This window comes from Rubrivivax sp. JA1055, from assembly GCF_020966565.1.
Lineage (GTDB): Bacteria > Pseudomonadota > Gammaproteobacteria > Burkholderiales > Burkholderiaceae_C > Rubrivivax > Rubrivivax benzoatilyticus.
In genome coordinates this window covers 525,631-538,765 of record NZ_JAJKFP010000007.1, presented here as the reverse complement: position 1 = coordinate 538,765, position 13,135 = coordinate 525,631, and the positions used below count along the sequence as shown (strand labels likewise).

At 72.3% G+C, this 13,135-nt stretch carries 13 protein-coding genes; 4 read left to right on the top strand and 9 right to left on the bottom strand.

Going from position 1 to position 13,135, the window contains the following annotated elements:
- Window positions 1-13: 13 nt before the first annotated feature.
- The gene (locus tag LOC65_RS19065) at window positions 14-484 is read right to left on the bottom strand and encodes a hypothetical protein (RefSeq protein WP_230248721.1); all 471 of its coding nucleotides are present in this window, start codon (window positions 482-484) and stop codon (window positions 14-16) included.
- A gap of 269 nt (window positions 485-753) precedes the next feature.
- Between LOC65_RS19065 and LOC65_RS19060 the strand changes: the two genes are divergently transcribed.
- Entirely contained in the window at window positions 754-1,203 is a 450-nt protein-coding gene (locus tag LOC65_RS19060; RefSeq protein ID WP_009857224.1) for a hypothetical protein, read from the top strand.
- 117 nt (window positions 1,204-1,320) lie between these two features.
- Here LOC65_RS19060 and argG read toward each other — a convergent pair whose 3' ends face one another.
- Together argG and LOC65_RS19050 are read right to left on the bottom strand one after the other, a co-directional pair.
- Window positions 1,321-2,664, bottom strand: a complete 1,344-nt coding sequence (argG, locus tag LOC65_RS19055; RefSeq protein WP_164963293.1) for an argininosuccinate synthase — start codon at window positions 2,662-2,664, stop codon at window positions 1,321-1,323.
- A 368-nt stretch (window positions 2,665-3,032) separates the two neighbouring features.
- Window positions 3,033-3,740, bottom strand: coding sequence for a riboflavin synthase subunit alpha (locus LOC65_RS19050; protein WP_230248720.1), 708 nt, complete (start codon window positions 3,738-3,740; stop codon window positions 3,033-3,035).
- Window positions 3,741-3,820: 80 nt separating this feature from the next.
- Between LOC65_RS19050 and LOC65_RS19045 the strand changes: the two genes are divergently transcribed.
- Window positions 3,821-4,912, top strand: a complete 1,092-nt coding sequence (locus tag LOC65_RS19045) for a DNA alkylation repair protein (RefSeq protein ID WP_230248719.1) — start codon at window positions 3,821-3,823, stop codon at window positions 4,910-4,912.
- Here the strand turns inward: LOC65_RS19045 and LOC65_RS19040 are convergent.
- The 6 genes from LOC65_RS19040 to LOC65_RS19015 all read right to left on the bottom strand — a co-directional run bounded on the left by LOC65_RS19040 (window position 4,909) and on the right by LOC65_RS19015 (window position 11,505).
- Window positions 4,909-5,250: an ArsC family reductase gene (locus LOC65_RS19040; RefSeq protein ID WP_230248718.1), complete on the bottom strand. Its 342-nt coding sequence runs from the start codon at window positions 5,248-5,250 to the stop codon at window positions 4,909-4,911. The two genes, LOC65_RS19045 and LOC65_RS19040, sit on opposite strands and share 4 nt — an antisense overlap.
- Before the next feature lie 38 nt (window positions 5,251-5,288).
- Window positions 5,289-5,780 carry a hypothetical protein gene (locus LOC65_RS19035; protein WP_029718982.1) on the bottom strand — a complete coding sequence of 164 codons (492 nt, stop codon included), beginning with the start codon at window positions 5,778-5,780 and terminating at the stop codon, window positions 5,289-5,291.
- 56 nt (window positions 5,781-5,836) lie between these two features.
- Complete coding sequence (locus LOC65_RS19030; RefSeq protein ID WP_230248717.1) at window positions 5,837-6,970, bottom strand: aminotransferase class V-fold PLP-dependent enzyme; 1,134 nt, start codon at window positions 6,968-6,970, stop codon at window positions 5,837-5,839.
- Window positions 6,971-7,130: 160 nt separating this feature from the next.
- Complete coding sequence (locus LOC65_RS19025) at window positions 7,131-7,895, bottom strand: XDD4 family exosortase-dependent surface protein (RefSeq protein ID WP_009857231.1); 765 nt, start codon at window positions 7,893-7,895, stop codon at window positions 7,131-7,133.
- Window positions 7,896-8,041: 146 nt separating this feature from the next.
- The gene (locus LOC65_RS19020; RefSeq protein WP_230248716.1) at window positions 8,042-9,808 is read right to left on the bottom strand and encodes a S8 family serine peptidase; all 1,767 of its coding nucleotides are present in this window, start codon (window positions 9,806-9,808) and stop codon (window positions 8,042-8,044) included.
- Between the two features lie 182 nt (window positions 9,809-9,990).
- Window positions 9,991-11,505, bottom strand: coding sequence for an acetyl-CoA hydrolase/transferase family protein (locus tag LOC65_RS19015; protein WP_029718979.1), 1,515 nt, complete (start codon window positions 11,503-11,505; stop codon window positions 9,991-9,993).
- 124 nt (window positions 11,506-11,629) lie between these two features.
- On the opposite strand from LOC65_RS19015, the gene LOC65_RS19010 reads away from it, so the two are divergent.
- Both LOC65_RS19010 and LOC65_RS19005 read left to right on the top strand, forming a co-directional pair.
- The gene (locus LOC65_RS19010; protein WP_230248715.1) at window positions 11,630-12,571 is read left to right on the top strand and encodes a LysR substrate-binding domain-containing protein; all 942 of its coding nucleotides are present in this window, start codon (window positions 11,630-11,632) and stop codon (window positions 12,569-12,571) included.
- A 40-nt stretch (window positions 12,572-12,611) separates the two neighbouring features.
- Window positions 12,612-13,034, top strand: a complete 423-nt coding sequence (locus tag LOC65_RS19005; RefSeq protein ID WP_051141729.1) for a hypothetical protein — start codon at window positions 12,612-12,614, stop codon at window positions 13,032-13,034.
- Window positions 13,035-13,135: the final 101 nt, after the last annotated feature.

Here is a 13,135-nt window from a genome sequence, read left to right as displayed (position 1 = left end):
GCCGCCCGCCCGGTCAGGGCTGGTGCAGGCGACGGCGCGGCACGGTGCGGGTGTGGGTCTGGCCGTCGGGCCCGGTGACGGTGACCGTGCGGCCGTCGGCGCTGCGGTCCACCACGCGCGTGGCGCTCTGGCCGTTCGGGCCGGTGACGGTGCCGGTCTTGTCGCCGCCCTCGCGCGTCACGTCGCGCGTGGCGGTCTTGCCGTCGGCGCCGGTCAGCGTGACGGTCTTGTCGTTGCCGTCGCGGTCGACCTCGCGGCTGACGGTCTTGCCGTCGGGGCCGGTGATCGTGGTGGACTTGTCGCCGCCGGCACGCGTGGTGTCGCGGCTGAAGCTGCGGCCCTCGGGCCCGGTGACACGGGCCTGCACGTGGCCGCGTTCGCGCACGACGTCGCGCTGCACGGCGCGCTCACGCGCCTGGGCGGTGCCGGCCAGGCCGGCCAGCGCCAGCACGGCCGCCAGGCTCACGAGGGACGGGTTCTTCATCGCGGGTTCTCCTGAAGATTCGGCAACGGCCGCATTTCACCGGCGTGTCGTGACGCCCCCGTCGCCGCGGGTCAAGAAACTCCACCCAGCTGCAACAAGGTGTTGCGATCAGCGCGCTGCGGCCGGCCGGTCGACCGGGCGGCGAGCCGGGACGGCGCGAACGGCAGCCCCGTCCAAGCGGCGGTACCGCCGTTTCGCCTGCAACGCTGCGCAAGCGCGCGCCGCGCGTGCAGAATGGGGCGAAGACGTTCCATCCGAGAGAAGAGCCGATGCAAGCCCCCCGCCTGTCCCTCGCCCTGCTGTGCCTGCTGGCCGCCGGTGCCGCGATGCCGGCGCCGGGCGACGAGCCCGTGCCGCCGCTCGTGCCCAGCACGCAGAAGAGCGAGGTGAAGACGCAGACCGCGTCGCTGCCGGCACGCGGGCTGTTCGACGGCGACAAGCTGTCGGCCGACGGCCGCCAGCGCCTGGCCGAGCTGGTGCTCGACGCGCTGGGGCTGCAGGTCGAGGTGGCGCTGCTGGTGCCCACCGGCCCGTGGAAGATCGACGGCAGCCACCGCGACGAACGTGCGCTGACGCCGGCGCGTCTGGACGCCGTCAAACGGTTCCTCGCCGACCGCGGCATCGACCCGAAACACATCTTCGTCGAGAGCCGCATCGACCAGAAACTCGCCGAACCCCGCCTGGACGTGCAAATCGTCGGACGGCCGCAGCAGGACTGACGCGCCGGGCGCGTGGCGGACGGCATCGTCCGTTCACGCCGTGAAGGACTGAGACGTTCGCCACGGCAAAGAAAAAGCCGCCCGAGGGCGGCTTTGTTCATCGTGCGCGGGCCGTGGTCACTCGCCTTCGGGCGAAGACAGCAGCGGGATCGCGCCGCCGCTGGTGCTGCCCAGCAGCCCGGTGCGGCTGTAGACGCCCAGCTTCTCGCGCGTGTCGGAGATGTCCAGGTTGCGCATCGTCAGCTGGCCGATGCGGTCGGCCGGCGTGAACGCGGCGTCCTCTACCTTCTCCATCGACAGGCGCTCGGGCGCGTAGGTCAGGTTCGGGCTCTGCGTGTCCAGCAGCGACCAGTCGTTGCCGCGGCGCAGCTCGATCCAGACCTCGCCGGTGATGGCGCGCGCCACCCAGCGCTGCGCGGTCTCGCGCAGCATCAGGCACTGCGGGTCGAACCAGCGGCCCTGGTAGAGCAGACGGCCGAGCTTGCGGCCGTTCAGGCGGTACTGCTCGATCGTGTCCTCGTTGTGGATGCCGGTGACGAGGCGCTCGTAGGCGATGTGCAGCAGCGCCATGCCCGGGGCTTCGTAGATGCCGCGGCTCTTGGCCTCGATGATGCGGTTCTCGATCTGGTCGCACATGCCCAGGCCGTGGCGGCCGCCGATGCGGTTGGCTTCCTCGAACAGCTCGACGGCATTGGCGAACGTGCGGCCGTTGATCGCCACCGGCACGCCTTCCTCGAAGCGCACGCTGACGGTCTCGGCCTTGACCTCGACGTCCTCGCGCCAGAAGGCAACGCCCATGATCGGGTTGACGATCGTGAGGCCCTTGTTCAGGAACTCCAGGTCCTTGGCCTCGTGCGTCGCGCCCAGCATGTTGCTGTCGGTGCTGTAGGCCTTCTCGACGCTCATCTTGTAGTCGAAGCCGTTGGCGACGAGGTACTCGCTCATCTCCTTGCGGCCGCCGAGCTCGTCGATGAAGGTCTGGTCCAGCCACGGCTTGTAGATGCGCAGCGCCGGGTTGGCGAGCAGGCCGTAGCGGTAGAAGCGCTCGATGTCGTTGCCCTTGTAGGTGCTGCCGTCGCCCCAGATGTTGACGTCGTCCTCCTTCATCGCCACGACCAGCGCGGTGCCGGTGACGGCACGGCCCAGCGGCGTGGTGTTGAAGTAGGTCGCGCCGCCGGTGCTGATGTGGAAGGCCGAGCACTGGATCGCGGCGATGCCTTCGGACACCAGCAGCGCGCGGCAGTCGACCAGGCGCGCCTTCTCGGCACCGTACTCCAGCGCCTTCTTCGGGATCGCGTCGTAGTCGCTCTCGTCGGGCTGGCCGAGGTTGGCGGTGTAGGCGCAGGGGATGGCGCCCTTGGCGCGCATCCAGTGCACCGCGGCGCTGGTGTCCAGGCCACCGGAGAAGGCGATGCCGACGCGCTCGCCGACGGGCAGGTTTTGGAGGATCGTGGCAGACATGGTGCGGGCTCGGAAGGTGGGACGGACGGTGACGCGGCGACGCCGGGCGGTCGCGCGCGCGAACCCGTGATTGTCGCAAGGTTTGCGGCGGTGGCCGCGGGCGACGCGGGCGCAGCGCGACCGAAGGCCGCAGACCGAAGGACGAAGGACGAAGGGGTCAGGTCCCACAGGACCTGACCCCGACCCTAGGCGCGGCACGGCGGGAGGGGTCAGGTCTTTCGAGACCTGACCCCTGCGGCGGTCTCAGAAGGACGAAGGGGTCAGATGAAGGGGTCAGGTCCCACAGGACCTGACCCCGGCCTTAGGCGCGGCACGGCGGGAGGGGTCAGGTCTTTCGAGACCTGACCCCGGCCTTCGGGTGTCCAGCCTCAGCCGGGCAGCCTGGGCGCGCCGCCGGCCAGCGCCTCGGGGTTCAGGCCGCGCTCGCGCAGCAGCGACTCCAGCGCCGGCAGCAGCGGGCCCAGGCGCTCTTCCAGCGTCGCGCGCACGGTGTCGACGAAGACCTGGGTCGCGCGCTCGATCTCGACGTTCAGCGCGGCCCCCGGCGCCTTGTCGCCGAAGGTCGTCTGGCGCAGCGTCTCGGGGATCAGCCAGACCTCGAACCAGCCGGCCTCGCGGTCGGCCTCGGCCACCGTCAGGCTGGCGCCGTTGATCGCGATGTAGCCCTTGGGGAAGACGTAGCGCATCCACGGCGCCGGCACGGCGATGCGCAGCACGTGGTTGTTCTCGGGCCGGCGCACGTCGGCCACCGTGGCGGTGAAGTCGACGTGGCCCGACAGCGGGTGGCCGCCGATCTCGGCGCCGTCCCTGGCGGCACGTTCGACGTTGACGCGACTGCCTTCGGCCAGCGTGCCCAGCGTCGTCAGCGACAGGCTCTGCTGCATGACGTCGAAGCGTGCGGCGTCGCTGCCTTCGAGCTCGGTGACGGTCAGGCAGACGCCGTCGACGGCGACGCTGGCGCCGATCGCCAGGCCGTCGGCGAAACAGGGCGGAAAGCGCAGCGTGAAGCTGCGAAGGCCGGGCCGGTCGGCGAGCGCGGCGACGGTGGCGATGCCTTGGACGATGCCGGTGAACATGGGTGATGCGAGGCAGGGGCCGCAAGCGCGGCGAAGCCGTCGAGCTTAGCGCACGGCGTGCAGGCGCTTATCGTCGGCGCATGGCCGAACCGTTCAAGAACCTCATCTCCCCGGCGCTGGTGGCGCAGATGGCCGCGCGCCTGGCGGCCGCCGGCCCGGGTTTCGACGCCGCCGCCTTCGAGCGCCTGGCCGCCGACGGCCTGGACGCGCTGGAGCTGAAGGCGCGCACGCTGCAGCTCTGCGCCGCGCTGGAAGCGACGCTGCCCGCGGACTTTGGCGCTGCCGCCGACCGGCTGGACGCCGCGATGGACGGCGACGACGGGCTGGAGGGCTGGGCGCTGTGGCCGGTGGGCGAATACGTCGCGCGCCGCGGCCTGCACCAGCCCGAACGGGCGCTGGCCACGCTGCACCGGCTGACGCGGCGTTTCACCGCCGAGTTCGCGATCCGGCCCTTCATCGTCGAGCATCCGGCGCGGGTCTACGAGACGCTCGCACGCTGGGCCGAGGACCCCGACGAACGGGTGCGCCGCCTGGTCAGCGAAGGCACGCGCCCGCGCCTGCCCTGGGGCCTGCGGCTGACGGCGCTGGTGGCCGACCCCTCACCCAGCCTGCCGCTGATGCGCCGGCTGCAGGACGACCCCAGCGAGTTCGTGCGCCGCAGCGTCGCCAACCACCTCAACGACATCGCCAAGGACCACCCGGAGATCGTCGTCGCCTGGGTGCGCGAACACCTGCCCGGCGCGACGCGCGAACGCCGCGCGCTGCTGCGCCACGCCAGCCGCACGCTGGTGAAGCAGGGCGACGCCGCGATGCTGGCGCTGTGGGGCCACGGCGAGGACTTCGTCGGCGACGCGGTGCTGGAACTGGCGCCGCCGCGGCTGGCGGTCGGCGAGACGCTGGTGCTGTCGCTGACGCTGGCCAGCCGCGCCGCGGTGGCGCAGCGCCTGGTCGTCGACTACCTGGTGCACCACGTCAAGGCCGACGGCCGGCGCACGCCCAAGGTGTTCAAGGGCTGGCAGCTCGAACTGCCCGCGGGCGCGACGCTGGCGCTGGCCAAGCGCCATTCGATGAAGCTCGTGACGACGCGGCGTTACTTCGCCGGCGCGCACCGCGTCGACGTCCAGGTCAACGGCCGCGTCGTGGCGGGCGCGGAGTTCGAGCTGGAACTCTAGGCCGCTGCCCAGCGCGCGGCGTCGAAGCCGACGGTGATGCGGCCGTCGTCCCACTCGACGACCGGGCGCTTGATGACGCTGGCCTGGGCCAGCATCAGCGCACGCGCCGAGGCGGCGTCGACGACGCCGGCGCGCACGGTCTCGTCGAGCTTGCGCCAGGTCGTGCCCTGGCGGTTGACCAGCGGCTCCCAGCCGAGCGCGGCAATCCAGGCATCGAGCCGCACCTCGGGCACGCCGGCCTTCTTGAAGTCGTGGAAGCGGTAGTCGTGGCCCTGCTCGGCGAGCCAGGCGCGGGCGCGTTTGACGGTGTCGCAGTTCGGGATGCCGTAGACGATCATGGGCGGGCGGCGCGCGGCCGGAAGACGGTGACGGGCGCTCAGTTTCGCGGATCGAAGGGATGTTCGCAGCGCCAGTCCGGCCCGAAGGCGCCGTCGCGCACGACGCCGTCGTCGCCGATCGAGACCTGGAACCACCAGCATTCGTGGGTCGCGTAGCGCCAGGACCAGACCTCGCCGCCCTGCCAGCCGCCGCCGCGGCGCTCGCCCGGGCGGCCGAGCGTGCGCAGCAGCTCGTCGCGCGACATGCCGGGCAGGCGGCCCTGAACCGCCATCAGGTTCTCTTCGGTCAGCACTTGCTTCGCCGCGACGACACGGCCGCCGGGCGCGACGTCGATCATCCAGGTCGTGCGGCCGAAGGGGCCGGTGGCGTACTCCAGCCGCGTCAGCCCGCCGGCCAGCGTGTAGCGCGAGGTCGGCGGGCCCCAGTGGGCCAGCGTCTGCGGTTCGGTCCAGCCGGGTTGCGGCGGCTTCATCGCCGCGCAGCCGCTCAGGGCGGCGGTGACGATCAACAGGGCGAGCGTTTGACGCATGGCGGCGGGCGGGCAACCGGTGGGCCGAGCTTACGCCCGCCGCCGTCACCCGCCGCTCAGGCGGGCTTGACGGTATCCAGCGCCTTCACCAGACGCGCCACCGCGGCGTCGACGTCGGCCAGCTTGTCCAGGCCGAACAGGCCGATGCGGAAGGTCTTGAAGCCGGCCGGCTCGTCGCACATCAGCGGCACGCCGGAGGCCGTCTGCAGGCCCTGGGCGATGAAGGCCTTGCCGGTCTGGATGGCGTCGTCGTCGGTGTAGGCGACGACCACGCCCGGGGCCTCGAAGCCCGGCGCAGCGACGCTGGGCAGGCCGCGTTCGGCGAGCAGCGCGCGCACGCGCTGTCCGAGCTCGAACTGGGCATCACGCAGCTTGGCGAAGCCGATCTCGCGCGTCTCGAGCATCACGTCGCGGGTGCGCGTCAGCGCGTCGGTCGGCATCGTCGCGTGGTAGGCGTGGCCGCCGGCCTCGTAGGCGTCGGCGATCTGCAGCCACTTCTTCAGGTCGGCGGCGAAGCTGGTGCTGGTGGTCGCACCGATGGCCTCGCGCGCACGCTCGCTGAACATCACGAAGGCGCAGCACGGCGAGCCGCTCCAGCCCTTCTGCGGCGCGCTGATCAGGATGTCGACGCCGGTGGCGCGCATGTCGACCCAGGCCGCGCCGGAGGCGATGCAGTCGAGCACGAACAGGCCGCCGACTTCGTGCACCGCGTCGGCCACGGCCTTCAGGTAGTCGTCGGGCAGCAGGATGCCGGCGGCGGTCTCGACGTGCGGCGCGAAGACGACGTCGGGGCGCTGGGCGCGGATCGTGGCCACCACCTCGGCGATCGGCGCCGGGGCGAACGGCTGATTGGCGCCTTCGGCGACCGGGCGCGCCTTCAGCACCGTGTGTTCGGCCGGGATCGCGCCCGTCTCGAAGATCTGCGTCCAGCGGTAGCTGAACCAGCCGTTGCGGATGACCAGCGCCTTGCGCCCGGTGGCGAACTGGCGCGCCACCGCTTCCATGCCGAAGGTGCCGCTGCCGGGCACGATGGCGACGGCATGCGCGCCGTAGACCTCTTTCAGCGTCGCCGTCAGGTCGCGCATCACACGCTGGAACTTCTGCGACATGTGGTTGACGGCGCGGTCGGTGAACACCACCGAGTACTCGAGCAGACCGTCGGGATCGAGGTCGGGCAGCAATCCGGGCATGGAACTTCCTTGCGGCGCCAGGCGGCGCATGAACGAGCCGGGCAGCTTAGCACCGCCCTCGGCAGGGGCCGGCTGAGGGAAGTCAGGGGCCGGCGCAGCAACGACACGGCCCGCCGAAGCGGGCCGTGCAGCTTGCGCGGGGCAGGAAACGGCGGCCGGTTCAGCCGGCGCGGCGGCGGCGCGATGCGGCCAGACCCAGCAGCGCGGCACCGGCCAGCGCCAGCGTCGCCGGTTCGGGCACGGCACTGCCGGAACCCCCGCCGCCATCGACCGGGGTGCCGGCGAAATGCGGCTCGTCGAGCCCCGTGCCGTACTGGAAGGTGACCTTGGAGATCGAGGCCAGATCCACCGTGCCGCGGACGTTGAACAGGAAGGTCACCGAGCCGACGGTCAGCGGGCTGTTGATGACGCCGCCCTCGCTGTGGTGCTGGCCGGTGCCGGTCGTGCGGTCGTCGGCCGTCGAGGTGATGCCGTACTGCAGGCCGTCGGGCGTAGCAGGGCCCGCGAGGTTGGTGCTGGTGTCGAAGCGGGCAAACGGGCCGAAGAGGCCCAGGCCGGAGCTGGAGATGCCCAGCGAGGCGCCGTACTGGTTGAGGTCGCTCTTGAAGGCCCACTCGCCGCCGACGTTGGTGCCGGCGCCGCTGATCCAGTCCGTGCCCTGGTAGGTGGCGCCACCGGAAATCGCCGCCAGCGGCGACAGCGTCACGCCGGCGATGTCGAAGAACACCGCGGTCAGCACGTGGTCGCCGATGCGCACGTCGTTCTGGCTGGTGTTCGACAGCACGACCTGCAGCTGGCCGTTGACGACGTCGAAGCTGACCGACGCCGACAGCGGATCGTTGCTGCCGGCAAAGCTCACCGGAGCCGCGACGGCGGCGGTGCTGCCCAGGGCCGCGATCGCGAGGCAGACGAGATGCTTTTTCACCGAGGGACTCCCGGAAGCGTGAGTTTCGGCAACACGAAGCAAACGCTGCGCCAGAAGCGCCAAGACCTTGATTTGAAACGTGGGGGCCGGCGAAGCCGCCGGGCACGGGGCGCCGACTGTCAAGCCAGCCGACACCCCGCGGCGGTTCAACGCACGCTGACGCTCACCGAGGCCGCCGCGCTGTTGCCGCTGGCGTCCGTGGCCACGACCTTCAGCGTGTGCGTGCCGGCGCGCACTCGCCGGGTGTTCCAGGCATAGGACAGCGTCGCCCCGCTGCCACTGGCGGCGAGCTTGCCGTCGACGTAGAGCTGCTGGCGGATGCCGGCCGCGCCACGGTCGTCGCTGGCGCTGGTGCTGACCGTCACCGTGCCGCTGACGGCGCCGGCCACCGGGTTGACCAGCGCGACCAGCGGCGGCGTCGTGTCGGCGGCCACCGGCGGCAGCGTGTTGGCGACGTTGACACTGACGGCCGCCGAGTTCGTGCGGTTGCCCGCGGCGTCGTAGGCGGTAGCCACCAGCGAGCGGCTGCCGTTGGCGGCGCCGGTGCTGTCCCAGGCGAAGGCGAAGGGCGCGGCGGAGTCGATGCCGACCACCGTGCCGCCGACGCTCAGCTCGACGCGTGCGACGCCGACGTTGTCGCTGGCCGCGACGTCGACCGTCACCGTGCCGGACACCGTGCTGCCGCCGGCCGGCGAGCCGATCGCCACCGTCGGCGGCGTGGTGTCGGCGGCGGGGGCCGCGGCCGCTGCGGCCGCCACCGCCGCGGCGGCGTCGACGCGGCCGTGGCCGAAGTTCGCGTCGCGCCCGGCCGTGCCCAGGTCGCGGGCGCTGGCGTAGAGCAGGCTCTCGATCGTCGTGTTCGGCAGGTCGGGCCGCCGGGCCATCATCAGCGCGACGACGCCGGCGGTGACCGGGCTGGCGAACGAGGTGCCGCTCCAGGCCGAGTAGCCGCCGCCGCGGTTGGTGGTCCAGATGCCTTCGCCCGGCGCGGCCAGCGCGACGAAGGCGCCGTAGTTGGACCAGCCGGTGCGCTGGTCGGCGCTGTTGGTGGCGGACACCGGGATCATCGCCGTCGTCGCCGCGAAACCCGGGTCGTTGCCGTCGTTGCCGGCGGCGACGACGACCAGCCCGCCCTTGCCGCGCAGGTAGTTCGCGGCGCTGGCGACGGTGGAGCTGCCGGCGACGCCGTTGTAGCTGATGTTGGCGATGCGTGCGCCGTGGTCGGCGGCCCAGGTCAGGCCCTGGGCGACGGTGCTCCAGTAGGCGTAGGCGTTGGCGTCGGCGATGCGCACCGGCATCAGGTTGGCTTTGCCGGCGACGGCGGCGACGCCGGTGGCGTTGTCGCTGGTCGCGGCGGCCGCGCCGGCCACCGCGGTGCCGTGGCCGTGGACGTCGCGGGTGTCGGAGTTGCCGTCGTAGAAGTTCCAGCCGGCGACCATGCGCGCGGCCAGGTCGGGGTGGCTGGCGTCGATGCCGCTGTCGAGGATGGCGATCGTCACGCCGGCCCCCTGCGACTGGTCCCAGGCGGTGGCGGCACCGATCGTGCCCAGGTGCCACTGGCTGCCGAGGTAGGGGTCGTTGGCGGCATAGGCCGGCGCGATGCGGCGGTCGAGCTCGGCGAACTTCAGCAGCCGGTGGCGCGCCAGGCGCTGCTGCACGGCGCGTTCGGAGACGCCGGCCGGCAGGTCGATGACGTACAGCTCGCTCTGGCCCATCTTGCGCGCCTTGCCGCCGTGCACCGCCAGCAGCGCGCGGAAGTCGCCCGCCGGCAGGCCGGCACGCGGCGACACGAGCACCCGGCGCTCGGCCCAGTCGTCGGCCGCGGCCGACGCGCCGGCGGCGAGGCCTGAAGTGGCCAGCAGCACGGCGGCGGCGACGGCACGGGGAAGGCAGGCAGGCGGGAGTTGTCTCATGGCAGTCGTCTCGGTGGTCCGGGCCCGCGGCCGGATGGCGCGGACCCCGGAGCATCGACTGCCGGGACGGGCGTCTTGAGCACGCCGTCGTTTCAAGCGGTAAACCCGCGGCCGGGTTCAACCGCCTGCGCGGCAGCACGGCCCGCCGGTGGCAGGCGCCTCCCGCGGCGCCCGCCGGGGCCTCACATGCCGCGCCCGGCGAGCGCGCGCAGATGCCAGGAGAAGGCTTCGTCGAGCAGGTGCGGCGTGTGCTGGCCCGGCGAGCCCTTCAGCGCGCGGCGGTAGTAGTCGCGCAGCGCGGGCTTGAAGTCGGGGTGGGCGCAGCGTTCGATGATCGTCTCGGCGCGCTGCTTGGGCGACAGGCCGCGCAGGTCGGCCAGGCCCTGTTCGGTGACCAGCACCTGCACGTCGTGCTCGGTGTGGTCGACGTGCGGCACCATCGGCACGATGCACGAGATCGTGCCGCCCTTGGCGGTGGACGGCGTCATGAACATCGACAGGTAGGCGTTGCGCGCGAAGTCGCCCGAGCCGCCGATGCCGTTCATGATCTGCGAGCCCATCACGTGCGTCGAATTGACGTTGCCGTAGATGTCGGCCTCGATCATGCCGTTCATCGCGATGATGCCCAGGCGGCGGATGACCTCGGGGTGGTTGCTGATCTCCTGCGGGCGCAGCAGGATGCGCTCGCGGTAGAAGGCCAGGTTCTCGCGGAACTCCTTCAGCGCGTCGGTCGACAGCGACACCGCGGTGGCCGACGCGAACGCCAGCTTGCCGCTCTTGATCAGCTGCAGCATGCCGTCCTGCAGCACCTCGGTGTAGGCGGTGAGGTTCTCGAACGGCCCGTCCTCGAGCCCGGCGAGCACGGCGTTGGCGATGTTGCCGACGCCCGACTGCAGCGGCAGCAGGTCCTTGGGCAGCCGGCCCTTCTTCACCTCGTGCTGCAGGAAGTCGAGGATGTGGCCGGCGATGCGGCGCGAGTTCTCGTCGGGCGCGCTGAACTGCGTGTTGCGGTCGCCGGCGTGGGTCTCGACGATGGCGACGATCTTGTCCGGGTTGACGCGGAAGGTCGGCTCGCCGATGCGGTCGCCGGGCGCGACCAGCGGGATCGGCTTGCGGTGCGGCGGGCGCTGGGTGCCGTAATAGATGTCGTGCATGCCCAGCAGGTTCATGTCCTGCGCCGAGTTCACCTCGAGGATGATCTTGTCGGCCTCGTCCAGCCAGGTCTTGTTGTTGCCGATCGAGGTCGACGGGATCAGCCGGCCGTCCTCGGTGATGCCGGTGACCTCGACGACCGCGACGTCCAGATGCCCGAGGAAACCGAACCAGACGAACTGCGCGACGTGCGAGAGGTGGATGTCGATGTACTCCATCTCGCCGGCGTTGATGCGCTGGCGGCACACCGGGTCGCTCTGGTAGGGCAGGCGCATCTCGACGCCGGCCACGCTGGCCAGCGCGCCGTCGAGCTCGGGCGCGGTCGACGCGCCGGTCCAGATGCCGACCTTGAAGCGGTCGCCCTCGGAGTTGGCCTGGTGGATGCGGCGCGCCAGCGCGCCCGGGATCGCCTTCGGGTAACCCGCCCCGGTGAAGCCGCTCATGCCGATGTTGTCGCCTTTTCGGATCAAGGCGGCCGCTTCGTCGGCAGACATGATGCGGTTGCGCAAGGCGGGACAGAGGACGCGGCTTTCGGCTTGGGTCATACGTCGGGAACGGGTTACAAGGCGGTTACGCGAGCGCGGCAATGTAGAGCCCGCCCAGAACCGAGGCAAACAAGCATTTATGATTCGACGCACAAGCTGCGCTTAACTGTCGATGACCCGCCGCATGCCCGCGCTGGCACTGTTGCGCACCTTCGAGGTCGCCGCACGCCACCTCAGCTTCAAGCAGGCCGCGGCCGAGCTGCACGTCACGCCGGCGGCCGTCAGCCAGCAGATCCGCAGCCTCGAGGCCGAGCTCGGCGTCGTGCTGTTCGAACGCCTGACACGTGCGGTGCGCCTGAGCCCGCGCGGTGAGGCCCTGCTGCCCAAGGTGCGCGAGGGCCTGGCGCTGCTGGCCGACGCGGTGGACCAGGCCTGCGCGCCGGCGGCCACCGAGCTGCTGCGCGTCATCGCGCCGCCGTCCTGGGCCAGCCACTGGCTGCTGCCGCGCCTGCCCGGCTTCTACGCACGCCATCCGGAGGTCGAGATCCGGCTGGCGAGCAGCTCCGAGACCGTCGACCACGCCGGTGCCGCGAACGTGCTCGCGGCGCTGGCGCGCGCGCCGGGTGACGGCCGCAGCGAGCTGGCCGTCGTCTTCGGCACCGGGCGCTACCCGGGCTGGCGTGTCGACCCGCTGCTGACGCCCGAGTACCTGCCGGTCTGCGCCCCGGCGCTGGCACGCGGCGCGGCGCCGCTGGCGGTGCCGGCCGACGTCGTGCAGCACACGCTGATCCACGACGACACGCTGAACCACGGCGGCGACGAGGCCTGGGGCTGGCACCGCTGGCTGCAGGCCGCCGGCCTGGACCGCCAGGCCGCCGGCAGTGGCCGCCACTTCTCCAACGCGGTGCTGGCGATCGAGGCGGCGCTGGCCGGCCAGGGTGTCGCGCTGGCGGCGCGGCCCATCGTCGCCGGCCACCTGGCCAGCGGCGCGCTGGTCGCGCCCTTCGCGCTGGCCATCGCCTCGCCCTGCACCTACTGCCTGGTCGGCCGCCGCCACAGCGCCGAGCGGCCGGCGGTCGCGGCGTTTCGCCACTGGCTGGTCGAGGCCTCGCGCCGGGAGACCTGAGCCGGGGCTCGGCCGCGCCGGCTGGTTATGCTCGCGCCCGATGCGCCGCCGCCGCCACCCTGACGACCGACACCCTGCCTCGCGGCTGGGGCTGACGTTCGCCGTCGTCTTCGCGTTGCTGGCGGCGCAATGGCTGGGGCTGGCGCACACGGTGCTGCACGGCACGGCGCCAGCGCCGTCGGCCGTGCAGGCGTCCGGCCATCCGCCGTCGCCGCACCCCGCGCACGACGCTGCGCCGGCACACGAACACCGTCACGGTCTGGCGGCGCTGTTCGCCGGCCACGACGACGGCAGCGCCGACTGCCGGCTCTACGACCAGCTCGCCCACGCCGAGCCGCTGCCGCCGGCGCTGCCGGCGCTGGACACGCTGCCGCCGGCACCGCCGCGGCTGGCGGCCGGCCGCACGCACGACGCCGCGGCCGAAGCGGCGCCCTACGCCGCGCGCGGCCCGCCACGCGCCTGAGCGCGCCGCCCCGGCGCCCTTCCCGCCTCGATCCCCGGCCGCACGGCGCTTGGAGCCGAAGCGGCTGCTCACGTCTTTTCGGCGTGCGGCGTGGCCGCACG